The sequence below is a fragment of the Bacteroidota bacterium genome (assembly GCA_016195025.1).
In the GTDB taxonomy this organism is placed as follows: Bacteria; Bacteroidota; Bacteroidia; order Palsa-948; family Palsa-948; genus Palsa-948.
Map to the genome: position 1 here is coordinate 20,124 of JACQAL010000004.1, position 22,330 is coordinate 42,453.

The following is a 22,330-nucleotide window of genomic DNA, read 5'->3' on the forward strand; positions in this document are numbered from 1 at the left end:
CTTCAGAAGATTTATTTTATGAAAAGCACGAGCAGTCCAATCACCATTCCGAAGAAGGCGGTTCCTTCCACGAATGCAATGGTGAGAATCATGTTCGAACGGATGTCGCCCATCAAATCGGGCTGGCGCGCGATGGACTGAAGCGCGTTTCCTCCGATGACTCCGATTCCGATTCCGCCTCCTGCGGCTGCGAGCCCGGCTCCGATGGCGGCTGCACCATAACCGATTCCGATGTTTGCGCCCGATGCTACTGTGTCTAACAAAACTGATAAAAACATAAATGAAAGTTTAAGGTTTAAGGTTTAAAATTGAATATGAAATTTTTTTCGTTATCATTTTTTCTTTTTGAAATTATGCATGCTCTTCGCTATGATGATGGTCTTCTTCGAGCGCCATTCCGAAATAAATGGACGAGAGCAAAGTGAAAACATATGCTTGAATGAAAGCAACTAAAAGTTCAAGCATACTTACAAAAACGCTGAACGCCATAGACAAAATTGAAACTCCCCATCCGAGCCATTGATTGAGTTCGCCAAAAATAAAAATCAAACTGATGAAAGATAAAATCACCATGTGGCCGGCAAGCATGTTGGCGAACAACCGCACCATGAGCACAAACGGCTTGAGAAAAATTCCGAGCACTTCAATGAAAGTGATGAGCGGCAAAACCCAGCCGGGAACTCCGGGCATTGCAAAAATGTGGCGCCAGTAATATTTTTTTGTGTTGAACATCTGAATGATGAAAACAATTACTGCGAGTGTCATGGTGCAGGCAATGTTGCCGGTGAAGTTTGCGCCTCCGGGAAAAATCGGAATCTGCCCGAGCATATTATTTATCAAGATGAAAAAGAAAACCGTGAGCAGAAAGGGAACAAACCTGCGGTAGTGTTTTTCGCCAATGCCCGGCTTGATGACATCGTCAATGATGAAAACAATAATGGGCTCGAGCCAGCTTTGCAAACCTTTTGGCGGAACATTTGGATTGCGTGAATACCTGCGCGCGATGGAAATCATAATTAAAAGCAGAATGGCAACTCCCACAAACATGGAAAGAACATTTTTGGTGATGGATAAATCCCAGATTTTTTTTGTGGCTTCTTCGTTAATGCTTCCATCGTCATTCACGGCAGCAATTTCATGGCCGTTCATTTTATAGCCGTTGTAAATTCCGTTTCCTTCTTCAAAATGCTTGGATGAAAAAACCGAAATACCTTTTTTCTGGGAGTAAATTATTACCGGGAGAAAAATTTTTGTTTCACCCCACAAATGCCATTCGTGCGCATCGGCAATGTGGCCAACAATGAGTTTTCCCGCGTCAAATTTTTCAGAAGATTTTTCGTAAGATGCAAAAATAAAATTGGAGGATAGGATAATTCCTAAAAAAAGAAAAATTATTTTTATTTTACAAGGCATAAATTTCTAAAATCTTTTTAAAGCGCGTGCAAAACTATACATTTAGTTTAATTGACAAAATGATTTTTGCAAGGGAGATAATAACAAAAATCCGCTATGACTTTTTTAATTCTTTCAATAAAACAGTAACTTCAAATAAAGTGAAAACAAAATAATGAATCATGAAACCAATGGTGAAAGAAAGCACTGCGGGTTTATCATAAAAACGATACGCAACAATTACCATTATATATAGGAAAATTCGCAGCGCAGTTGAACCCATGTAAAAGCGGACAAAACCTTGCGGCTTTCCTTGTGATGCGCGAACAGCAAGAAAATGAAAAAGCAAAGTCATTGTGAAAAAAAATAAAAGCAGGAACCAAACATGCGGAATATGATTTTCAACCGGCATAAACCGTATCCAGCAAAAATCAATAAGGGCTATTAAGAGTGAAAAGAAAAAAAGTTTGATAAGAAAAATTTTCATGCCCGCGAAAATACAAATAACGATTAACTTTGGTGAAGATGCAACGTACCATAAATAATTTCATCCGGAGCAGATTTTTTTTGCTTGCCTGCGCTGTGATTAGTTTTGCGCTGGCATTTTTTATTTCCGGGAAAGAAAAAGCAGATTATTCTTCAACGGCAGAACGATTTGAAAAAATTCTGGAACAAAAAGAAACGCACGCAAAAAAAGAGTTGAACGAACTTGGAGAGAAAACAAAAACCTGGTCGTATGAAAAAATTTTCAGCGAAAAGCCGGGCTACTATGAAAATCTTTTTGACAAAGAAGGATTGGAGTTTTTGATTTTTGAAAATGACACGCTGCGTTTCTGGACGGATAACATGGTGGCGGTGGATAATCATCTCTCGCATACTAATTTCAACGAGAAAATTGTAAAACTTCCAAACGGCTGGTTTCACGTAGAAAAAATTTCGTCCGGAAAAAAAGATTTGTTCGCGCTGATTTTGCTGAAGCATCAATACAATTACCAGAATAAATATTTGGTAAATGAATTCCAACAGGATTTTAATTTAAGTTCTGATGTAGAAGTACAAATTGATAAAGAAAAAATCACACAGAATAATCCGAAAAACAGTTTAAGCGGGGATGTTTATGAAGGAGAAAATTATTTATTTACACTGGTTTTTCCTTCGTCAAGCACGGTCAATCCGTTTACTTTTTTTTTCGCTATTATTCTGAATCTTCTTGGATTAATTTTTTCTCTTTGGTTTTTGCAATCAGAAGAAAATTCCCTTGCTGAAAAAATCGGCAAGGGCTGGTCTTTTCTTCTGCTAACGGCTACGCTGATTGTACTTCGTTATCTCTCTATTGAAATTCATTTCCCACAAATTTTTTACGAGACAAAATTATTTTCTCCCGAACTCTATGGCGATGCGGAATATTTCTGGCTCGGCTCGCTGGGAGATTTACTGCTCAACTCCATTTTGATTTTTTATCTTTCGTTTTATTTTTTCAGGGATGTAGAGCTGAGTTTTTACAAATCAAAATTCCTTATTACTTTTTTTCTTTTGTTGATTGTTTTCTTCTTCTCAAGAATCATCAATTATATTTTCTCCAGCTTAATTATTAATTCAAGCATTTCTTTCACCCTTAGCGATTTTTTCAGCCAGAATATTTTTACTTATCTCTCCCTGCTTGTTCTGGGTTTTCTTTTTATTTCCTATTTTCTTCTCCTTGATAAAATTTCTGGCATCATTTCTTCGTTCACTTCTGAAAAAAATAAATTAAATGTTATTATTTTTTCATCTATTATTTTTTTTATTGTAGTTTCTCATTTGCTCGGCACGGTTGATTTAATTCTTGTACTCTGGTCGCCTTTGCTCTTCCTTATTATACTATGGATGAAGCGTAGAAATTTTTCCTACCCTTTTTCTGTAATTGTCATTTTGCTTTTCATCATTTCATTTTTCTCCGCGCATATGGTTCTTAAATTTTCGGAAGAAAAAGAAAATGAGAACCGAAAAAATTTTTCGCAAAAACTTTCTGCTGAGCAGGATCCGCTTGCCGAACATCTTTTTGCCGAAGCAGAAATGAGAATCAGCAGCGATACTTCACTGATCAATATTCTTCGCCATCCCTATCTGAAAGGAAAATCGGAAGCGGTTCTTCCGTTGAGCAAAGCGGAAGAGTTCAAGCGAAAACTTGTTTCAAAATATTTCAGCGGCTACTGGGAAAAATACGAAATCCGCGTTTCGGTTTTTGATACCAGCTGCCTGCCGCTGGTTCAAACTTCGCTGCCAAGCAGGGATAATCTTAGTTTTTTTGAAGAAGAAATTGCTTCGCAGGGAATTTCTACCGAGAGCAAAAATTTATTTTACCTCTCAAATTCTTTCGCACATCTGAGTTACCTAGCGCACCTGCCGCTGGTGCAGAATAAAAATTCTTCTTCACGCATAGCGGATTTGTTCATTGAATTTGATTCGAGAAATGTTTCGGAAGAAACCGGTTTTCCCGAACTCATGCTCGACCGCAAACTCGGCATCACTCCTGATTTGCTCGATTATTCCTATGCAAAATATAAAAACGGAAAACTGATTTCTTATCACGGAAAATTTCCGTACAGTTTGTCTGCAGAAAATTCTTTGCCTGATTCTTCCGGAGAAAATTTTCCGCGTTATAATTTTTTCGAGAAAGATAATTATAGCCATCTTTTATATATGCCTGATGAAAATTCGCTCGTGGTCATCAGCAAAATTAACAGCGGGCGGGTAGCAGTAGCAACAACTTTTTCTTATCTCTTTGCTTTTTTCAGTTTGCTTCTGCTGATTTTATTTTTGCTGCGAATACTTTTCTTCGAAAGAAATTTTCACATCCACTCTTTTCGCAGCCGCATTCAGTATGTGCTTGTCTCAATGGTTTTGTTTTCACTTTTATTTTTCGGAGGGGGAACAACTTATTACATTAAGAAACAATACGAGCGGCAGATGCGGCAGAATGTCCGCGAGAAAATGGAATCATCACTTGTGGAAGGAATGCAGGAACTCGGAGACGAAAAAGAACTCAGCCCGACCAAGTCGGATTTTTTCTCTTACATATTGAAGCGCATGTCAAATATTTTTCTCACGGACATTACGCTGTATAATAAGGAAGGAAATTTAATCGGCTCATCGCAAATGAAAATGTTTGATGAAGGATTAATGTCGCGCAAAATGTGCCCCGAATCATATTACCGCCTTGCGCTGAAACAAAATATTGATTTCATTCACGATGAAAAAATCGGGAACCTGAATTATCTTTCTGCTTACTGCGCGTTCAGAAATGCAAAAGGAGATTTGCTCGGCTACCTGAACATTCCGTATTTCGCCCGGCAGAGTGAACTCGAAAAAGAAATTGCATCGGTGCTCGGGGCGATTATCAATATTTATGTTTTGCTTTTTGTGATTTCGGTGATGCTCGCACTTTTCATTTCGGAATATTTCACCAAGCCGCTCAAACTTATTCAGGAAAAACTTTCGAAAGTGAAACTCGGAAAAACCAGCGAGCCGATTGAATGGAAATCGCAGGATGAAATCGGAAGTTTGGTGAATGAATACAACCGAATGATTGAAGAACTTCAGAGGAGCGCTGAGCTGCTTGCAAAATCGGAAAGGGAATCTGCGTGGCGCGAAATGGCAAAACAAGTAGCGCACGAAATAAAAAATCCGCTCACTCCTATGAAACTTTCCATTCAACATTTGCAGCGCACATGGAAAAACAATGACGATGACAAAGACAAAAAAATTGAGCGCATCACCGAAACGCTGATTGAACAGATTGAAACGCTCTCAACTATTGCCAGCGAGTTTTCCAATTTTGCCAAGATGCCTGTGAGCGTGAGCGAAAAAATAAATCTGAAAAATATTTTAGAAAATTCAATTGCGCTGTTCAAAGATTCCACCGATACTGAATTTACTTTTGAATCTTCGGTAAGCGATGCCATCATTTATGCGGATAAGGAACAAATGCTCCGCGTGTTCAACAATCTTTTGAAAAATGCGCTGCAGGCAATTCCCGAAAATCAGCAGGGGAAAATTGATGTGTTGCTTTCTAAAAAAGAAAATTCTGTCCTTATAAAAATAAAAGACAACGGCACCGGTATTGACGGAGACAAAGCAAATAAAATTTTCACTCCGAACTTCACAACAAAAACAGGAGGAATGGGTTTGGGTTTGGCAATGACAAAAAGCATCATAGAAACCTTCAGCGGAAAAATCTGGTTTGAAACTTCACGCGCAAAGGGAACAACTTTTTTTGTTTCACTGCCTGAGTATAAAGACATCTACTAATTTACCAATCGTTACTAATGTACTAATAACAGCCCGTTTTGTTTTGTATTCATTAGTATATTCGTACTCATTAGTAAATTAGTAGATGAGACCGATACGTGTTCTTGTTGCAAAAGTTGGATTAGACGGCCACGACCGCGGTGCGAAAGTGATTGCATCTTTTCTGCGCGATGCGGGAATGGAAGTGATTTACACCGGCCTTCGCCAAACTGCTGAAATGGTAGTGAACTCCGCCTTGCAGGAAGATGTGGATGTAATCGGCATCAGCATTCTCTCAGGCGCACACATGACAGTTTTTCCAAAAGTTTTTTCCCTGATGAAAGAAAAAAAGTTGAACGATGTGCTTCTCACAGGCGGAGGAATTATTCCCGACAAAGACATGAAAAAATTAAATGAACTTGGAATAGGAAAACTTTTTCCTCCGGGAACAGACACGAAAGAGATTGTGAGTTACATTACGGATTGGGTGAAAGTGAACAGAAAATTTTAATTTTCATTTGATAAATGTTTGGTACCGTTATTAAATCTACGGGCAACTGGTATTCTGTTCTTGCTGATAATGGACAAAAAATAAATTGCCGCATCAAAGGGCGTTTGCGCATTAACGGTTTCAAAAGCACGAATCCCATTGCGGTGGGCGATAAAGTTATTTTTGAAATTGAACCGGATGGAAATGGAAGCATCAGCAAGGTTGAAGAAAGAAAAAACTGCATCATCCGCAAATCAAAAAACCTCAGCAAGCAATCACATATCCTCGCAGCGAATGTTGACCAGGCAATGCTCGTTGTAACACTTGCCATTCCGAAAACTTCTTTCGGTTTCATAGATAGATTTCTTGCCACAGCGGAAGCGTACCGCATTCCTTCCATTTTAATTTTTAACAAAGCAGATGTTTTTGAAAGTGATGAAGTGATGAAAAAAGATTTGGAAGACACAATGAATATCTATGAAAAAATCGGCTATCAGTGTTTCAGCGTTTCCTCATTGGAAATGAAAAAAGAGGCGAAAAAAAAAATTATTTCTCTGCTGCAAGATAAAACCACTTTGCTGAGCGGGCATTCAGGAGTTGGCAAATCCACTTTCATCAATGCGATTGAACCAACGCTGGATTTAAAAACGCAGGAACTTTCGGATGCGCACTTGAAGGGAATGCACACGACCACTTTCACAGAAATGTTTCCGCTTTCGTTTGGCGGATTTATTATTGACACGCCCGGCATAAAAGAATTCAGCGTAATCAATTTTGACAAACATGAAGTGTATCATTTCTTCCCCGAGATTTTCAAAAAAGCGAGTGAGTGCAAATTCAATACTTGTCTTCACATGAGCGAACCCAAATGCGCGGTGATCGAAGCGGTAGAACGCGGAGAAATTGCTCTTTCACGTTATCATTCTTATTTAAGTATTATGAACGGAGAAGAAGTGATTAAAGAATACAATGACTAAGCGTCTAAGAGCGAAAAGTCATAAGTCAAAAGAACAACTTTTGAATTTTGACTTTAAAACTTTTAACCTAACATGAGAGCAGTTATTCAAAGAGTTTCCAAAGCATCAGTTTCTATAGAAGAAAAAATAAAATCTTCAATTGAAAATGGTTTGTTGATTCTTTTAGGAATTGAAGATGCAGATACAAATGAAGATATTGAATGGCTCTCTGCAAAAATTTCCAACCTGAGAATTTTTAATGATGCAAACGTAGTGATGAATTTTTCTGTGAAAGAAATTAACGGAGAAGTTTTGGTTGTTTCGCAATTCACGCTTTATGCTTCCACAAAAAAAGGAAACCGACCTTCTTACATCCGAGCTTCAAAACCTGAAAGAGCAATTCCTCTCTATGAAAAATTTATTCTACAAATGGAAAAAGAAATTGGAAAGAAAATTTTTACAGGAGAATTTGGCTCGAATATGAAAGTTGAATTGCTGAATGACGGTCCGGTAACAATAATCATTGATACAAAAAATCGCGAGTAATCAATTCAATTGTTTTACAAAAAGCATTATCGCAAACCAATATTCATGGTAGCCGGGATTATCTTTCCACAAACAAGACGAGCCGTGTTTTCCTTTTGAAGTGGGCACAAACTGGTTTTTGATTTTTGATTTCACATCGCTGATTAGAGTGGTAACATCCTGCGCTTCCTCTTTCGCGGATGTAACAAAAACAGGAACGGAAAGATTTGCAATGGCGTCTTTCAGTTTCAGTTTCGTTCCGAAATATTCTCCGGGGGAAAATGCCATCACCGCTTTTACTTTTTTATTTGTTGCGGCAATTTTCAGCGCCAGCGATGCGGAATAAGAACTTCCAACGAGAAAAACTTTCTTCCCGCTTTTGTTATATGCATAATCAATCGCTGCAAGAATATCTTTTTCTGCATCCAGATAAGTTGCCGGTTTTTTTTTCTGAACAGCTAGTGCGGCAGTTTCATTTTTCACTCCGTTCACTTCATTGCCCGAGCGCGCATCAACAGCAAGGCAATTATATCCGAGATGACAAAACTTACTGGCGGTCTCTGCATATTCTGCCCGGCTATAACCTGCCTGATGACAAAGAATCATATAAGGAAGGGAATCACTCACCAAATATAAATCAGCGGTAACTACCAAACCGTCCGAAGCGGGGAAAGAAATTTTCTGTGCAGGTTGCGGACTTAATTGAACGAAAGAAAAAAATAGAAATGAAATTATCGCGGGTAAAATTCGAAACATGAATCGAAATTACAAAATGTTTTCAGAGATGGGATTTTACAGCAGAATATACTTCCTCCACCGTAATTGTTTTCATACAAACATTATTATTGCAGGGCGAAAAACGGTGATTGAACACATTCACGCAAGGACTGCACACCAGTTCTTTCCAAATCACATACGTGTTCGGAGAAATTGGTCCAAAGAGTTTTGGCGTTTCCGGTCCGAATAAAATTATGGTGCGAATAGTTGTGAGCGAAGAAAAATGTCCGGGACCGCTGTCATTCGTGACAAGAATGTCAGAAAGCGAATAAAGTGTAAGCAATTCTCTCAGTGTGGTTTTTCCGGCAAATGAAATTGCTTTTTCCGAACCGATTTGTCTGCAGATTTCCTCTGCATCTTTTTGTTCGGATGGCGCTCCTGTAATAATAATTCTCGCGTTGGAATTTTCCGCAAGTATTTTTTTTCCGAGTACAATAAATTTTTCCGATTCCCATTTTCTTAGCGGGAGCAAATCGCTGGCATTTGGATTAAGCAGAATAAGTTTTGCCCCGTCCCTAAAGGGAGAAAATGAATTTTGGATTTTCTCCAGCATTTCTTTTCTCTCTTGTTCCTTGGGAGTGAATATGGGCAGAGAAGTAGAGAAATTGCGTTGAGGAATTTTCATCATTGGAACTTCAGAAGGGTTTTGCAAACTTGCTTCTACAAGCGAGCAATAAAATATAGAGGTGTGCAGGTAAGGATTATACTGAATCCGATGCGTCATCAAATTTCCTCTATAAGGAAGTTCGCTCTTAAATCTGTGAAGTCCTACTCTTGTTCTTGCTCTGGTGAGAAAAGAAAAAATTGCAGAAGCGCGCGAAAAAAATTCCATGTCAATCACCGAATCAATTTTTTCCCTGCGGATTTTTCTGATAGCGAAGAAGGAATCAAAAATAAAACTCAAAAGAGATTTATCACTGAGCGTGATAATGTTTTCCTGCGGAATTATTTCCAGTATGTCGAGTATCGGACGGTTGTTTGCAAACACACAGAAATAAACATTTTCTCTTCCGACAATTTCTGTGGCGCGTTTGATTGCTCCGTATGCAAGCACGGTTGCGCCCTGTTCAATGAATTTCAGGAAAACAATTTTCTTTGGCTTGCTTGCGGTTGAAGGAAAAGAAGTACGGAATAATGTCAGGAAAAAACAAATCGGTTGGCCGAGCCAGAAATCTATTTTGCGAATGGTTTGAGGATTCATTTTTCCTTATGTGAAGCAAACGTCTGAACATCTTTTCCTGAAATGGTTTTATCTCCAAGAATGATGAGGCGCTCCACCACATTGCGGAGTTCACGGATATTGCCTGTCCAGTTTACTTTCTGAAGTTCTTTCAGCGCGTCTTTGGAAAATTGTTTTTGTGGAATTCCTTGTTCATCACAAACCATTTTTGAAAAATGTTCAACAAGGATGGGAATGTCATCTTTTCGCTCATTCAGCGAAGGAACTTTTATAATAATTACACTCAGGCGATGGTATAAATCCTCGCGGAAATTTCCTTTTGAAATTTCTTTCTGCAAATCTTTGTTGGTTGCTGCCAGCACGCGCACATTTACTTTCAGCTCTTTCTCGCTTCCCACACGTGTGATTTTATTTTCCTGCAACGCCCGCAACACTTTTGCCTGCGCAGATAAACTCATGTCGCCAATTTCATCGAGAAAAATTGTTCCGCCTTCAGCCAATTCAAATTTTCCTTTGCGCTGCGCCACTGCGGATGTGAATGCTCCTTTTTCATGACCGAACAATTCGCTTTCGATAAGTTCACTGGGAATTGCCGCGCAGTTCACTTCGATGAAAGGATTATTTGCGCGATTACTTTTTTCATGCACCCATCTTGCAACTAATTCTTTTCCTGTTCCGTTTTCTCCTGTAATCAAAACACGGGCATCGGTGGGTGAAACTTTCTCTATCATTTCTTTTATATGCTCAATGGCGGATGATTCGCCAATCATATCGTAGGTTTTCGAAATTTTTTTCTTGAGGACTTTTACATCCGAAACCAAAGTTGTTTTGTCCATCGCATTGCGGATGGTAACGAGCAGACGATTTAAGTCGAGCGGCTTCGCTATGAAATCAAACGCACCTTTCTTCACGGCTTCCACAGCGGTTTCAATGGTGCCGTGTCCGGAAATCATCACGATGGGCATATCGGGTTTTACTTTTTGAATGCGGTCGAGCGCTTCCATGCCGTCCACTTTCGGCATTTTAATATCGCAGAGAACGATGTCGTAATTTTCTTTTTCCGCCATGGATGCACCTTCGGCTCCATCACCTGCTTCGTCCACTTTGAAATTTTCATATTCCAAAATTTCGCGGAGTGTTTTGCGAATGCTTTTCTCGTCATCAATGACTAAGATTTTCGGCATAGCTTTACGAATTACGAATAGCTGACGAATTTACGAATTGTGCGTTATTAAGAACTTCCCATAAAACTCCTTCCTTCAGCGAATATCTTGAGAGGCGCATTTTTTTCAAAGCAAGTTTTTCAAAAACATAATCCACAAAAATTGCGGAGACCACAATCATATCCACGCGCATTTTCACCAGCCCTTTCATGTGTAATCGTTCTTCAATAGTTGATTTAAGAATGATGTCATAAAGTTTTTTGCAATCATCAAGATTGAAATCGTATTCTGTATTTCCTTTTAACAATCCAATATCATAGTAACGATAGGCAATCATTTCCGCCAGCGAGTCGAATGAACCGGAGGAGCCGATTAATTCCGTTACTGGAAATTTCTTTACGGCTTCAAAAAGCGGCTGAAGATTTTCTTCAAGGTGTTTTTCTATTTTCTTTTTTTCCGGTTCGGTTAACGGGTCAGAAGGATGAAATTTTTCACGAAGGCGGGCTGCTCCAAGCAAAAAACTTTGCTTCCATAAAATTTTGTTTTTATCGGCAATAATAAATTCAGTGCTTCCTCCGCCAATGTCCATGATGAGCGAAGGAGTGTTATCCATTTTCACTGCGGAACGAACTCCGTAATAAATCAGTTCCGCTTCTTTGTCGCCTGAAATTATTTTTATATCTATTCCGGTTTTTTCTTTGGCTGCTTTTATGAAATCATTTCCGTTATTCGCGCTGCGGATAGCGGAAGTTCCGAAAGCAAAAATATTTTCCGCGCCAAATTCTTCAGCTGTCTTTTTATGTTTCTTCAACGCTTTAATTCCGCGCCTGAAAGGTTTCGGTTCAATGTGATTTTTATTTATTCCTCCTTCTCCCAGCTTGACAGGTATTTTGCTTTTATAAAGTTTGCTATATGTTTTATCGGAAAAAATTTCAGCAACAAAAATGTTGAACGTGTTTGTTCCTAAATCAAGAATAGCAATTCGCATGAAAAATAAATTAACCTGAATATCTCAACCATTTCCAAAGTTCTTTGTAAGTAATTTTTTTTCCGTACATCAGAATTCCGGTGCGGTAAATTTTTCCGGCAAGCCAAGTCATGAAAACAAAAGTTGCAAGAAGAATTATCATGGAAAGAAGTAATTCCCATAAGGGAACTCCGAAGGGCAAGCGAGCCATCATTACCACCGGAGAAGTGAACGGAATAATAGAAAACCAAAATGCAACATTGCCATTCGGATTCTGCATGATGAAAATGGAAATAATATATGCAAGCACAAGCGGAAGTGTGACAGGCATCATGAACTGCTGCGTTTCGGTTTCATTATCTACTGCAGCGCCAAATGCCGCGAACATGGCACTGTACAATAAATATCCACCGAGAAAATAAAATAAAAAGCATGAAAGTAAAGTGAGAATAAATTTTTTATCGGTGAGCGCTCCGAGAATCTGCGCCACATCTTCATTCATTTCTTTATTTTCACTTTTTTGAAACTGCGCCATGCCATGCATTCCTTTATAGTCCGGAATTTTTTTCTGCATGACAGGAATTAATTCTTCGGAATATTTTTTCAGGAACGTTGCCTGTCCAACGGAAATAAAAATAAATGAAAGCACAATCCACATGAGGAATTGCGTTAAGCCCACCATTGCCACCCCGATAATTTTTCCCATCATAAGTTGAAATGGTTTGACGGAAGAAATAATCACTTCCACAATGCGGTTCGATTTTTCTTCAATCACTCCGCGCATCACCTGGATTCCATAAAGTAAAACAAAAATATAAATCAGAAGCCCGGATGAAAAACCGATTGCATACATCACCCCCGTATCACTGTTTTCTTCCGCACCGTGCTCGTCAATTTTTATCATGGCAAGGCCAAGATTAAACTTCCGTGCTTGCTCCACTTTTGTTTCGTCAATTCCAAATTGCTTGAGTTGATAGTCATATAAAATATTTTCCATTTGCTTTTTCACAATTTCCTGAAGCAAAATTCCCGGCTGCTTCTTGAAAAAAATCTGCGCGCGCCCGCCTTTGAGAATATCATACTCGCCTTCTTTATAGGGAATGTAAAGAATAACATCGTAAGGCGAATCATAAAATTCTTTTTTTGCTTTCTCGATTGAAATTTCCGGAAAAGTAAAATGGATATCAGAAGTTGATTTCAGTTCTCCGGAAAAAACAGTGGACTCATCAATCACTTCCACAAAATGTTTTTCCGTACCGTTCAGCATTAGTACAATCGCGCCTAAAATAAATCCCGCAAAAAGTACGGGCACAAGAAGCGTCATCACGATGAAGGATTTTTTTCTTACCCGTGAAAGGTATTCGCGCCTGATGATGAGAGAAATTTTGCTCATTGTCAAAATTATATTTTTACAACCGCAGTATTTAACCGTTCGTAATGAATTTGCAAAAGCATGGCGCCATCTACGTTTTCATCTCCGATTTTATGTTCCACACTCAAAATAGGATATTTCAATTCTATGAAGTGTAAAAAATTGCTGACCGTTCCCATGCTCGTAACTTCTTTTCCATAGTTGTTTTTGTATTTAATGTTTGTAATGATGGCATAATCTACATTTTCATGTTTCAAAATTTTCAGAAGCATATCGGGGTCATACACGTAAAGGTTATCGTATTTTTTCCGCAAGCCGTCAATAATATTTTTAATTCCTTTTTCATAGGGAACTTTGTTGGCAACAAGATAATTTATTAATTGCTCGGCATGAATTTTCGGAAATGCATATAAAATATTTGTAACATTTCCCTGTTGTTTGGAATTGGGGCCATATTCTCCGCTGAGAAAAGTTTTTACATAAAAACGATACGATTCATAAAGCCGTTCCAAGCCGGGCTTTCTGAAGATATCTGTTTCAATAACCGTAACGTAAACCGAAGAAGTATCTTTCTGAATTAAATTCAGAACGCTGTCGGCAGAAAGTTTAGGAACAGTATAGATGGGATAAAATTCCCTGCCGGTATATACAAACGACATGTCGGCTTTGCGGCTTGCAACTTTTTTTCCTTCGGGAACATGTTCGGCAGCATACTGACTCATGCGAATAAAATTCGCCCAGCCGGGATGCATGCCGTAAAGCATATCGCCCTGAATATTTTTTTTCAGAATATCTTTTGTAACTCCCACCGCGGTAAATGTTCCTTTAAGAGTTGTAAAAGCAATAACCAGAAGCAGCCCGATGAAAATAAATTGCAACCGTTTCTTCACCTCAAAAATATAATAAAGCCCGCCTAAAATAAAAAGCAGAATATACGGATAGTAAATTGCAATCAACCGCCATTGGTCCCAGATTTTTTGAAGAACAACAAATGTTACCCCGAGCATTGCTCCTATGTAAATTCCGGTGAAAAGCAAATATTTATTTTTTCTTAACGTAAAATAAAATGCAACACAGAAAAGCACATAGGTCAGAATGGTAAGCCATGGTTCAATTCCGTAATTATTTTTTAACCCGGTGAAAATGTACAGATGCCTGGAGAGATATAAGTTTGAGTTGTCAATGAACCTCTGAACAAATCCCGAAAAATCCTCGTTGCCTTCTGAGGGATTGTAAAAATCTTTGCGCATCAGTCCTTCGCTGTCGCCTTTGATTTGAATATCCGAAATATTCCAGATAGTTTTTTCAAGAAAGTTAAATGAAAAATAAAAAACTGCAAAACAGATTCCGGTAAATAAAAAACTTTTCCATTTGCGCTCAATAAGAAAATAAACCGATATGGCTATGACACTCGCCATACCAATATTTTTTGAAAGAAACACAACAGCGAGCCAGAATCCGAGCAGAAGAAATTTTTTATAGTCCTTTTTTATAGAAATGTTTTCCTTTTCTTCTCCTATAAAATTATTGTTGAAGACAATAAAAAATAAAACGGACTGAATCAAAAAGAAAAATGCTTCCGAATAAGTTTGGCTGGCAAAATAAAGCACAAAATAATTTACAGAAGTGATGAACAAAGAATAATAAAACACGAGCGGAGGAATTTTATCTTTCATTCCTTTATTGAAAAGATAAATGAAGCCAAGCAAAAAAAGCAGCGAAAAAGATTTAAGCACCACCAGTTTCATCCCGAAAATCCCAATGATTAAACTTAATACCATCGGATACAGCGGACCCTGATAGCCGGGAAACTGAAAATTATGCAAAAGTTTATATGCTCTTACGATATACGAAGAATCATCTCCGCCATCGCTCACCTTTACATCGAAAAAGAGAATGGAAAAAATTATCATCAGGAAAAAACAAATCCAGAAAAAAATATTTTCTCTCTTTTCAAAAAATTTATTTAGGCGCTCAAACAAGGAAAAGGATTCACCGACTTTTCTCTTCTGAGGATTTTTACCCGGAAGAAGTTTTTTATTTCCTTTATTTCCCATTTAAATAATTTGATACGGCAAATACGGGCGGAAGAACGAATAAAGTTTTTTCAGTTCGCTGATTCCTTCTTCCAGGGAAACTTTGGGCTTGAAACCGAGCGAATTTATTTTATCGTAGTTGATAATGAAATTCCGTTTGTCAAAATCATTTAAATCCGAATCAATAATTTTGAAATCTATCTGTTCCTGAATTTTTTTCGCAAGGTCAAGTTTTGAAAAGTTCAACTCGTTGGAGCCCACGTTGAAAATTTGTGCGGAGAATTTTTCGGGCTTTTCTGTAATCATTAAATAAGCATCTACTGCATCTCTCACATGCAAATACGTTCTGATACTTTTTGAATCAAACAAAACCAAACTGCGTTCGGTCACCGCTTTGTAAACAAAATCATTCACCAAAAGGTCTGCGCGCATTTTGCGGCTCACGCCAAACAAAGTTGCAAAGCGAAACGAAACCGAATTCGGATGTTGCATGCAGATTCTTTCCGCTTCAAGTTTTGTAATTCCATACAAACTCACAGGCGCAACCGGACTGTTTTCGTGCATCACTTCGCCCGATGAACCGTAAAATGAAGTGGTGGATGCATTCACGAGCACTTGGTTTTTTGACAAATAGGAAACCAGTTTTTTCGTGCTGTCCACATTGATGATTTGCGCGGAGTGCGGATTGGCTTCGCAGGCGGGATAGCCGCTGATGCCGGCAAGATGATAAATCATATCGTACTTGCTCACATCTGTTTTTTCCAAGTTGCGGATGTCCTTGCGGATAAGCGTGCAGTTTTTTTCGCCCACAAATCCGAGCACAGAATCGTGGCCGTACATAAAATTATCCAGCACGGTTACTTTATGTCCGCGCTTGAGCAATTCTTCCAGCAGAATCACTCCTTTGTATCCCGCTCCACCGGTGATTAAAATATTCAGCATACTATTTTATTTTTCTTTTTGCGGAATGAAGAAATCTTTTTTGCTTTCAAAGCATAACTTAATGTTAGCAAAAAGAATTTTGATTCCGTCAATAAAAGCATTTACTCTTGAAACATCTGCAATTCTTTTTCTTTCATAGCAGGCAACTTCGGCAATTTTGAAACCGGCTTTGTGCGCCTTCACCGGAATTTCTATGCAAAGCGAAAAATCATTGCAGCGAAAAACCAAACTGTTGAGCATCGTTTTTTTCATGGCGCAGAAAAGATACAACGAATCGCTCATTTTTGTTCCGTGCAAAAGATTGGTAAGCCAGGTGAACCCTTTATTTCCTATGTAGCGGATGAACGTATCGTCTTCTGAACCCGCGCCCAGAAGATAACGCGAGCCCAAAACCAAATCATATCCTTCTTTCATTTTCTCCAGCAGTTTCGGAATTTCTTCCGGGTTGGGAGAACCATCGGCATCCATGGAAATAATTACATCGCCCGAAGCATTTTTGAAACCGTGAATCATTGCATCGCCATAACCTTTCCCCGGCTGCGTGATTACACGGCAGCCAAGCGATTTCGCAACCTCAATTGTTTTGTCTGTAGAATGTCCGTCCACCACCAGAATTTCCTGCACGAAATTTTTCGGAATCATTGCAATCACCGAAGGAAGCGAGCCCTCTTCGTTGCGCGCTGGTATTTGAACGGTCACTTTCATTTTGGAATCTGAAAAAATTCTTTGATGCTTTTGCAGACGATTTCAATATTTTCTTCCGTGAGCGAAAAGGACGAAGGTAACCACAAAACTCTGCGCGAGATTTTTTCTGAAGCAGGAAACTTTCCCCTGATTTTTACCAGCGGAGATTTTTTATAAGCCGGTTGCGTGTGCAGTGCCGGATAAACCGGGCGGGAAATAATGGCGTTGCTGTGAAGATGTTTCATCAGTTTGTCCCGCTGCGGAACCATGATATCAATAAACCAGGGAGAAACGGAAGATAAATCCGTTTCAAAAAATTCCACCTGCGGAATATCTGCCAGAAGATTTTTGTACTGCGCATAAATTCTTTTCTTGAACGCCATCCGCTCCGGAAGTTTTTTGAATTGTTCAATCCCAAACACCGCCTGCAAATCGGTGAACTTAAAATTCCATCCAATCACTTTGTAAAAATCTTCTCCGCCTTTTCTCCTTCCAAAATCTTTCAGCAGTTTTATTTTTTTATAGAGCGAAGGATTATCGGTAATCAGAAATCCTCCCTGCCCGGTAGTAATTATTTTCGGCATGCTCAGCGAAAAACTCCCGATTGTTCCGATAGTTCCCAGATGTTTTCCATTGTAAAACGAACCGAGCGACTGTGCCGCGTCTTCAAACAAATAAATTTTTTTCACGCGGCAAAGTTTTTTCAGTTCCTCCAGTTTTCCTGCTCTCCCGTTAAATGAAACATGAATGACTGCTTTGGTTTTTTTTGTAATTGCTTTCTCTACCTGCTCCACATCGAGGCATAAATTTTTTTCGTCAATGTCGGCAAAAACAGGAGTTGCGCCTGCGAGAACAACTGCATTGGGAGTTGCAGCCATTGTTAAATCGGGAACAATCACTTCATCTCCATGACCAATGCCAACTGCTTTGAGCATCACAAAAAGCGAAACAGTTCCGTTGGCAATGGCAGCGCAGTATTTTGCTCCGGTAAAAGCGCACATCATTTCTTCCAGTTCGCGCGTCTTGCGGAATTCTGTGAGCCACGCACCAGAATTCAAATACGAATTCACTGCGTCAATTTCTTCGCGGCTGTACGATGGTTCGTATTGATTGATTTGTTGCCCCATCCCTAAAGGGAGAATTTATTTTTTATTTGCTTCAACATTTAAACTGATGAGTATTCCGTTTTCTTTATCCATATGCGGAATGTATGCCTGTGAGTGGTCATCGAATTTAGTATGTGGTTCGGTGGTTTTCCAGTCATATCTTCTCACATTTGTGAAACCGTTTTTCTCCAATAAATTTTTCAACGAATCAAAATCATAAACGGTTTTGTGATACACATATTTATTTTTCCCTTTCACTTTCCATTTTCCGTAGAGCGGACCTTTGACTAAATTGAGGTCTTTATACTTTTCGTAAACATTTGCCAGCGCTTCAAAATCGGGAACGGCAAGACGGAGCGTTCCGCCTTTTTTCAAAACGCGCTTCCATTCTTTCAAAACTTTTGGCGCTTCCTCGCGGTCAAAATATTCAAACACATGGCTGGCATAAATTAAATCTGCAGAATTATTTTTGAAAGGTGAAAGGTCATCTGCTTTTCTTTTGTAATGAATATGCTTGAAATCTGCAAGGTCAACATTCACAAATCCCGGAATATTTCTTTTTCCGCAGCCGAGATGTAACCACAGTTGGGAGTTTGTCATTCAGAATTTGTCTTTATCTTTTTCTACACTTACGAAAGGACCATTCTTCACTTCCAGAACTTTTGTATTGTCTTCCAGAATTTCATAGCCGTGGCCGCCTTCGGCAAACACAGCATAATCGCCAGCGCTCAAAATAATTTCTTTCACAAATTTTCTGTCGTTATCGTAAATGAACGCTTTCAGTTTTCCCTGCTTCACATAAACTGTTTCATATGTTTTCAAAGCCGTGCGCGGATGTTCTTTGTGAATATGCGCGGCAAGAATTTTTCCTTTGTTGTATCCCCACGTTCCCGCCTGCACAAAAAAAGAATCAGGGGTGATGAAGTTCAGCCCATCGGTCCATTCATTATCCCTGCACACAAGCACCAGCAAATGACCCCCGCTTTCAATTTTTTCCATAGGAATTTTTAAGGCGACAAAAATAGAAAATAAGCAGACATGTCTTCTCCTGCAAGTTTGAATTTCTTTATGGTTTATAATGTTTTACATTTGCTTGAAATATTATGAAATAATTTTCGTTACACCTCTCAAAAAATAAAAATGGCTTTCAAACTTCCTTCCGTCTCCGCGCTGATAAAAGGCGCGCTCGACACAGCAAAAAGATTTCCTCTTCCGCCTCTTTCGGCAATTGTGGCAAGCGGAATTTCAATTTACATAATTGACTTAGGTTGGGAAAGAGAAAAAAAATATGAATACCTCTGGAAAATCGTGATGTGCTGCTGGCTCGGGCTCACGATGTTTTTTTCCATGTGCATGATTTCCGAAAGAAGAAATCACAGCACCGCGCAAAAATATTTAGCACAGTTTTTCGGAATTATTATTTTGGTTGGATATTATTTTCTCCTTCCCGAATTCAGAAGAATGACAATTACAGACGGAACACGCTATGCGCTTTTTTCCACCGGCTTACATTTGCTGGTTGCATTTTCTCCGTTCATCGCGAGAGGCGAGGTAAATGGTTTCTGGCAGTTCAACAAAACTTTGTTTCTTCGTTTCCTGCTTTCTATTTTATATTCGGGAGTTCTTTATCTCGGTCTTTCGCTTGCGCTTGCTGCTATTGACCATTTGTTTGGCGCAGATATAAAATGGGAACGCTACATGCAGTTGTGGTATTTCCTCGCTGGAATTTTCAACACGTGGTTTTTTCTCGCGGGCGTTCCGAAAAATTTAGACGAACTCGAAACCGTAACCGATTATCCGAAGGGATTAAAAATTTTCACGCAGTTTGTTTTACTTCCGCTTGTCACCATTTACCTTATTATACTTTACGCTTACGGAATAAAAATTATTATTCAATGGGAACTTCCCAAAGGCTGGGTTTCGTGGTTAGTGAATGCGTTTTCCGTTTTTGGAATTTTATCTCTGCTGCTCATCTGGCCGATAAGAAATGATGAAGAAAACAAATGGATAAAAAACTTTTCACGCTGGTTTTACCGCGCGCTCTTTCCGCTGATTATTTTGTTAGGCGTGGCAATCGGAAAAAGAGTTTTGCAATATGGAATTACCGAGAACCGTTATTTTGTTTTGATTGTTGCGCTCTGGCTCACCGGCATTGCCATTTATTTTCTTTTCAGCGAACGGAAAAACATAAAAGTAATTCCGGTTACGCTTTTTATTATTGCGTTTCTTTCTTCGTTCGGGCCGTGGAGCGCGTTCAGCATTTCGGAAAAATCACAGGTGAGAAGATTGGAAAAACTTTTGACGCAAGAAAAAATTCTGGTGGACGGAAAAATTAAAAAAGCAACTGATACTATTCCTGAAAAAAGCGGAAGGCAGATTGCTTCCATCATTCATTATCTTGACGAACATCATCATTTCGAATCCATCAAACCCTGGTTCAAAGAAAATATGGATACCGTTCTTGCTTCGAAAGATTCAAACGAATATGTGTATGAATCGGGAAAAATTCTCGCGCTGATGGGCGTGGACGACAATTATTATTACGGCTACCGCGAAGACCGCGATGATGAAGACACGGTTACGATGAAAAACTTTTATTACTACGCACAGAATAATTACCAGGAGGCAATTCCGGTTGCGGGATTCGATTACTCGTGCAACTTCAACCAGTATTTTTACGACAACGATTCTTATTACAACACTTACTATTATAATATTCATTTCGGAAAGGACTCGGGCGCAATAAAATTTTCTTCTGAGCGGAAAGATTTTTATTTCACGAAGAACGGAAAGGAAATTCTTCGCTTCGATTTAAAAGATTTCGTGAAGAAGATTTCTGACTATAACAAGGAACATAAAAAATACCAGTATGACCAGTACATTCCGCGCGATAGGATGCTGTTTGAAGCGCAAAATGATTCGGTGAGAATGAGAATGTATATCACAAGCATTAACGGTACAAAATCAAAAAACGAAATGAAGATTTCAGATATCAGCGGAATGATGTTATTGAAAGTTGGAAAATAAAATGGAAGCATTGAACAAAATAGATAAAGAGAAGATTTTATTTCTCGATATTGAAACCGCCCCGCAGCATCCGGACTATGAATCGGCACCCGACTCACATAAGAAACTCTGGGACGGCAAAGCGAAATATTTCCTCGAAGAAAATCAAACTTCCACCGATGTTTACAAACGCGCAGGCATTTACGCGGAATTCGGAAAAGTGGTTTGCATTACAGTGGGAATGTTCAGCGGGAAAAATTTCCGGCTGAAATCTTTTCACGGAGATGATGAAAAAACAATGCTCGAAGAATTTTCTGCGCTGCTGAACACGCATTACAATACAGAAAAACACTTCCTCTGCGCGCATAACGGAAAAGAATTTGATTTCCCTTTTCTCGCCCGCAGGATTTTAGTGAATGGAATGCGCATTCCTAAAATCCTCGACAACGCGGGGAAAAAACCATGGGAAGTAAGGTATCTCGACACGCTCGAACTCTGGAAGTTTGGCGATTATAAAAGTTTCACTTCGCTGAACCTGCTGGCAGAAATCTTCGGCATTCCCTCTCCCAAAGGCGATATGGACGGAAGCATGATGTATAAAGTTTACTGGGAAGACAAGGACTGGGAGCGCATTGTAAAATACAACCAGCGCGATGTGCTCACCGTGGCGCAGGTGTATTTGAAATTTAAAGGTGAGAAGTTGATCGAAGAGAAAGATGTTGTGATTGTGTAAATGAAAATTAATCAGCTAATATTATTTTTCTTCTTGTTATTATTTGCATGTAATACTATATTTGCTCAGCAGCAAGATTCTACTTTATTCAATAGTCGATTTAGAATTGTTATTAATCCTTTGCTAATGGTATCGCAATTAGAGTTAGGCGCATTAGTTGAATATCGTTTTGGGTCAAAAAAATCAGTGGAGGTAGGAGGCGGAGTGCATCCTGAAGGATATACAATTAGAACAGGATTGAAATTTTATTTAAAACATGGTTACTATTTTGAGTCGGTATTTTTTTACAGACATATGATTCTACATCACGAGAAAGATTTATGGGATTATACTAATAAAGATACTGCGCAAGGACATCTTGATCCTGGCATCATTCTTACTATTTCTGATGGGGATGGCGATGGTTTTCTTTCAGTAACGGCACATGATAACAAACAAGTTCTTGCAACTGAATTCCTCGTTGGACGGGAACTACATAATAAAAAAAACTTGATTAATATATATGTTGGGATTGGTTATAGATATAAATATAGGGTATTAGAAGAAATAAAAGAAAGAACTAATTCTTCTTTATTTAATTCTTTTTTTTCTTATGGTAATAATCCAACTCCTTATACTCCTTTTCATACTCCGCCTAATACTAAATATATACTATATGATTATCTACCAAGTTTGCAAGCAGGAATACAAATAAGTATTTCTTGTAAACACAAAAAGACAATACCAAAATAA

Annotated in this window: 21 protein-coding genes; 7 read left to right on the forward strand and 14 right to left on the reverse strand. The window is 38.8% G+C overall.

The features are described from left to right. Positions 1 to 11 precede the first annotated feature (11 nt). From atpE to HY063_00555, 3 genes are all read right to left on the reverse strand, one after another. Positions 12 to 278: an ATP synthase F0 subunit C gene (gene atpE, locus HY063_00545; protein MBI3500259.1), complete on the reverse strand. Its 267-nt coding sequence runs from the start codon at positions 276 to 278 to the stop codon at positions 12 to 14. Positions 279 to 351: 73 nt separating this feature from the next. Continuing rightward, positions 352 to 1,413 carry a F0F1 ATP synthase subunit A gene (atpB, locus tag HY063_00550; protein ID MBI3500260.1) on the reverse strand — a complete coding sequence of 354 codons (1,062 nt, stop codon included), beginning with the start codon at positions 1,411 to 1,413 and terminating at the stop codon, positions 352 to 354. 94 nt (positions 1,414 to 1,507) lie between these two features. After that, positions 1,508 to 1,879: a hypothetical protein gene (locus HY063_00555; GenBank protein ID MBI3500261.1), complete on the reverse strand. Its 372-nt coding sequence runs from the start codon at positions 1,877 to 1,879 to the stop codon at positions 1,508 to 1,510. Positions 1,880 to 1,917: 38 nt separating this feature from the next. Here HY063_00555 and HY063_00560 point away from each other — a divergent pair, with 38 nt between their 5' ends. The 4 genes from HY063_00560 to HY063_00575 all read left to right on the forward strand — a co-directional run bounded on the left by HY063_00560 (position 1,918) and on the right by HY063_00575 (position 7,653). Then, the gene (locus tag HY063_00560; protein MBI3500262.1) at positions 1,918 to 5,682 is read left to right on the forward strand and encodes a GHKL domain-containing protein; all 3,765 of its coding nucleotides are present in this window, start codon (positions 1,918 to 1,920) and stop codon (positions 5,680 to 5,682) included. Between the two features lie 85 nt (positions 5,683 to 5,767). After that, positions 5,768 to 6,172, forward strand: coding sequence for a cobalamin B12-binding domain-containing protein (locus HY063_00565; GenBank protein MBI3500263.1), 405 nt, complete (start codon positions 5,768 to 5,770; stop codon positions 6,170 to 6,172). Positions 6,173 to 6,186: 14 nt separating this feature from the next. After that, a complete protein-coding gene (rsgA, locus tag HY063_00570) occupies positions 6,187 to 7,128 on the forward strand; it encodes a ribosome small subunit-dependent GTPase A (protein MBI3500264.1) in 942 nt (313 codons plus the stop codon). 72 nt (positions 7,129 to 7,200) lie between these two features. Further along, a complete protein-coding gene (locus HY063_00575) occupies positions 7,201 to 7,653 on the forward strand; it encodes a D-tyrosyl-tRNA(Tyr) deacylase (protein MBI3500265.1) in 453 nt (150 codons plus the stop codon). Here the strand turns inward: HY063_00575 and HY063_00580 are convergent, their stop codons facing one another. From HY063_00580 to HY063_00630, 11 genes are read right to left on the reverse strand one after another with little or no spacing between them, the layout of a single operon-like run. Beyond that, the gene (locus HY063_00580; protein MBI3500266.1) at positions 7,654 to 8,388 is read right to left on the reverse strand and encodes a dienelactone hydrolase family protein; all 735 of its coding nucleotides are present in this window, start codon (positions 8,386 to 8,388) and stop codon (positions 7,654 to 7,656) included. A gap of 22 nt (positions 8,389 to 8,410) precedes the next feature. Next, entirely contained in the window at positions 8,411 to 9,610 is a 1,200-nt protein-coding gene (locus HY063_00585) for a glycosyltransferase family 9 protein (GenBank protein ID MBI3500267.1), read from the reverse strand. Further along, positions 9,607 to 10,773: a sigma-54-dependent Fis family transcriptional regulator gene (locus HY063_00590; protein MBI3500268.1), complete on the reverse strand. Its 1,167-nt coding sequence runs from the start codon at positions 10,771 to 10,773 to the stop codon at positions 9,607 to 9,609. The genes HY063_00585 and HY063_00590 overlap by 4 nt, the downstream gene beginning before the upstream one ends. Before the next feature lie 4 nt (positions 10,774 to 10,777). Continuing rightward, positions 10,778 to 11,740, reverse strand: coding sequence for a Ppx/GppA family phosphatase (locus HY063_00595; GenBank protein MBI3500269.1), 963 nt, complete (start codon positions 11,738 to 11,740; stop codon positions 10,778 to 10,780). Positions 11,741 to 11,750: 10 nt separating this feature from the next. Further along, on the reverse strand, positions 11,751 to 13,112 hold the full coding sequence (locus HY063_00600; GenBank protein ID MBI3500270.1) for an ABC transporter permease: 1,362 nt from the start codon (positions 13,110 to 13,112) through the stop codon (positions 11,751 to 11,753). An 8-nt stretch (positions 13,113 to 13,120) separates the two neighbouring features. Further along, complete coding sequence (locus HY063_00605; GenBank protein ID MBI3500271.1) at positions 13,121 to 15,148, reverse strand: hypothetical protein; 2,028 nt, start codon at positions 15,146 to 15,148, stop codon at positions 13,121 to 13,123. Then, positions 15,149 to 16,069: an SDR family oxidoreductase gene (locus tag HY063_00610; protein ID MBI3500272.1), complete on the reverse strand. Its 921-nt coding sequence runs from the start codon at positions 16,067 to 16,069 to the stop codon at positions 15,149 to 15,151. It lies immediately after the preceding gene. Positions 16,070 to 16,075: 6 nt separating this feature from the next. Then, complete coding sequence (locus HY063_00615; GenBank protein MBI3500273.1) at positions 16,076 to 16,774, reverse strand: glycosyltransferase family 2 protein; 699 nt, start codon at positions 16,772 to 16,774, stop codon at positions 16,076 to 16,078. Further along, complete coding sequence (locus HY063_00620) at positions 16,771 to 17,880, reverse strand: DegT/DnrJ/EryC1/StrS family aminotransferase (protein MBI3500274.1); 1,110 nt, start codon at positions 17,878 to 17,880, stop codon at positions 16,771 to 16,773. Before HY063_00620 ends, HY063_00615 begins: the two co-directional genes overlap by 4 nt. A gap of 15 nt (positions 17,881 to 17,895) precedes the next feature. Further along, positions 17,896 to 18,444, reverse strand: a complete 549-nt coding sequence (locus tag HY063_00625) for a methyltransferase domain-containing protein (protein MBI3500275.1) — start codon at positions 18,442 to 18,444, stop codon at positions 17,896 to 17,898. A gap of 15 nt (positions 18,445 to 18,459) precedes the next feature. Continuing rightward, on the reverse strand, positions 18,460 to 18,858 hold the full coding sequence (locus tag HY063_00630; GenBank protein MBI3500276.1) for a hypothetical protein: 399 nt from the start codon (positions 18,856 to 18,858) through the stop codon (positions 18,460 to 18,462). A gap of 141 nt (positions 18,859 to 18,999) precedes the next feature. On the opposite strand from HY063_00630, the gene HY063_00635 reads away from it, so the two are divergent. From HY063_00635 to HY063_00645, 3 genes are read left to right on the forward strand one after another with little or no spacing between them, the layout of a single operon-like run. After that, the gene (locus tag HY063_00635; protein MBI3500277.1) at positions 19,000 to 20,886 is read left to right on the forward strand and encodes a DUF4153 domain-containing protein; all 1,887 of its coding nucleotides are present in this window, start codon (positions 19,000 to 19,002) and stop codon (positions 20,884 to 20,886) included. A 1-nt stretch (position 20,887) separates the two neighbouring features. Further along, positions 20,888 to 21,598 carry a 3'-5' exonuclease gene (locus tag HY063_00640; protein MBI3500278.1) on the forward strand — a complete coding sequence of 237 codons (711 nt, stop codon included), beginning with the start codon at positions 20,888 to 20,890 and terminating at the stop codon, positions 21,596 to 21,598. After that, positions 21,599 to 22,330 carry a hypothetical protein gene (locus tag HY063_00645; protein MBI3500279.1) on the forward strand — a complete coding sequence of 244 codons (732 nt, stop codon included), beginning with the start codon at positions 21,599 to 21,601 and terminating at the stop codon, positions 22,328 to 22,330.

Coding starts and splice junctions, on each gene's coding strand:
- HY063_00615 (MBI3500273.1), bottom strand. CDS start 16,774: ATGAAAGTGACCGTTCAAATACCAGCGCGCAACGAAGAGGGCTCGCTT.
- HY063_00620 (MBI3500274.1), bottom strand. CDS start 17,880: ATGGGGCAACAAATCAATCAATACGAACCATCGTACAGCCGCGAAGAA.
- rsgA (MBI3500264.1), top strand. CDS start 6,187: ATGTTTGGTACCGTTATTAAATCTACGGGCAACTGGTATTCTGTTCTT.
- HY063_00605 (MBI3500271.1), bottom strand. CDS start 15,148: ATGGGAAATAAAGGAAATAAAAAACTTCTTCCGGGTAAAAATCCTCAG.
- HY063_00590 (MBI3500268.1), bottom strand. CDS start 10,773: ATGCCGAAAATCTTAGTCATTGATGACGAGAAAAGCATTCGCAAAACA.
- HY063_00610 (MBI3500272.1), bottom strand. CDS start 16,069: ATGCTGAATATTTTAATCACCGGTGGAGCGGGATACAAAGGAGTGATT.
- HY063_00600 (MBI3500270.1), bottom strand. CDS start 13,112: ATGAGCAAAATTTCTCTCATCATCAGGCGCGAATACCTTTCACGGGTA.
- HY063_00575 (MBI3500265.1), top strand. CDS start 7,201: ATGAGAGCAGTTATTCAAAGAGTTTCCAAAGCATCAGTTTCTATAGAA.
- HY063_00555 (MBI3500261.1), bottom strand. CDS start 1,879: ATGAAAATTTTTCTTATCAAACTTTTTTTCTTTTCACTCTTAATAGCC.
- HY063_00630 (MBI3500276.1), bottom strand. CDS start 18,858: ATGGAAAAAATTGAAAGCGGGGGTCATTTGCTGGTGCTTGTGTGCAGG.
- HY063_00585 (MBI3500267.1), bottom strand. CDS start 9,610: ATGAATCCTCAAACCATTCGCAAAATAGATTTCTGGCTCGGCCAACCG.
- atpB (MBI3500260.1), bottom strand. CDS start 1,413: ATGCCTTGTAAAATAAAAATAATTTTTCTTTTTTTAGGAATTATCCTA.
- HY063_00580 (MBI3500266.1), bottom strand. CDS start 8,388: ATGTTTCGAATTTTACCCGCGATAATTTCATTTCTATTTTTTTCTTTC.
- HY063_00565 (MBI3500263.1), top strand. CDS start 5,768: ATGAGACCGATACGTGTTCTTGTTGCAAAAGTTGGATTAGACGGCCAC.
- atpE (MBI3500259.1), bottom strand. CDS start 278: ATGTTTTTATCAGTTTTGTTAGACACAGTAGCATCGGGCGCAAACATC.
- HY063_00645 (MBI3500279.1), top strand. CDS start 21,599: ATGAAAATTAATCAGCTAATATTATTTTTCTTCTTGTTATTATTTGCA.
- HY063_00595 (MBI3500269.1), bottom strand. CDS start 11,740: ATGCGAATTGCTATTCTTGATTTAGGAACAAACACGTTCAACATTTTT.
- HY063_00560 (MBI3500262.1), top strand. CDS start 1,918: ATGCAACGTACCATAAATAATTTCATCCGGAGCAGATTTTTTTTGCTT.
- HY063_00635 (MBI3500277.1), top strand. CDS start 19,000: ATGGCTTTCAAACTTCCTTCCGTCTCCGCGCTGATAAAAGGCGCGCTC.
- HY063_00640 (MBI3500278.1), top strand. CDS start 20,888: ATGGAAGCATTGAACAAAATAGATAAAGAGAAGATTTTATTTCTCGAT.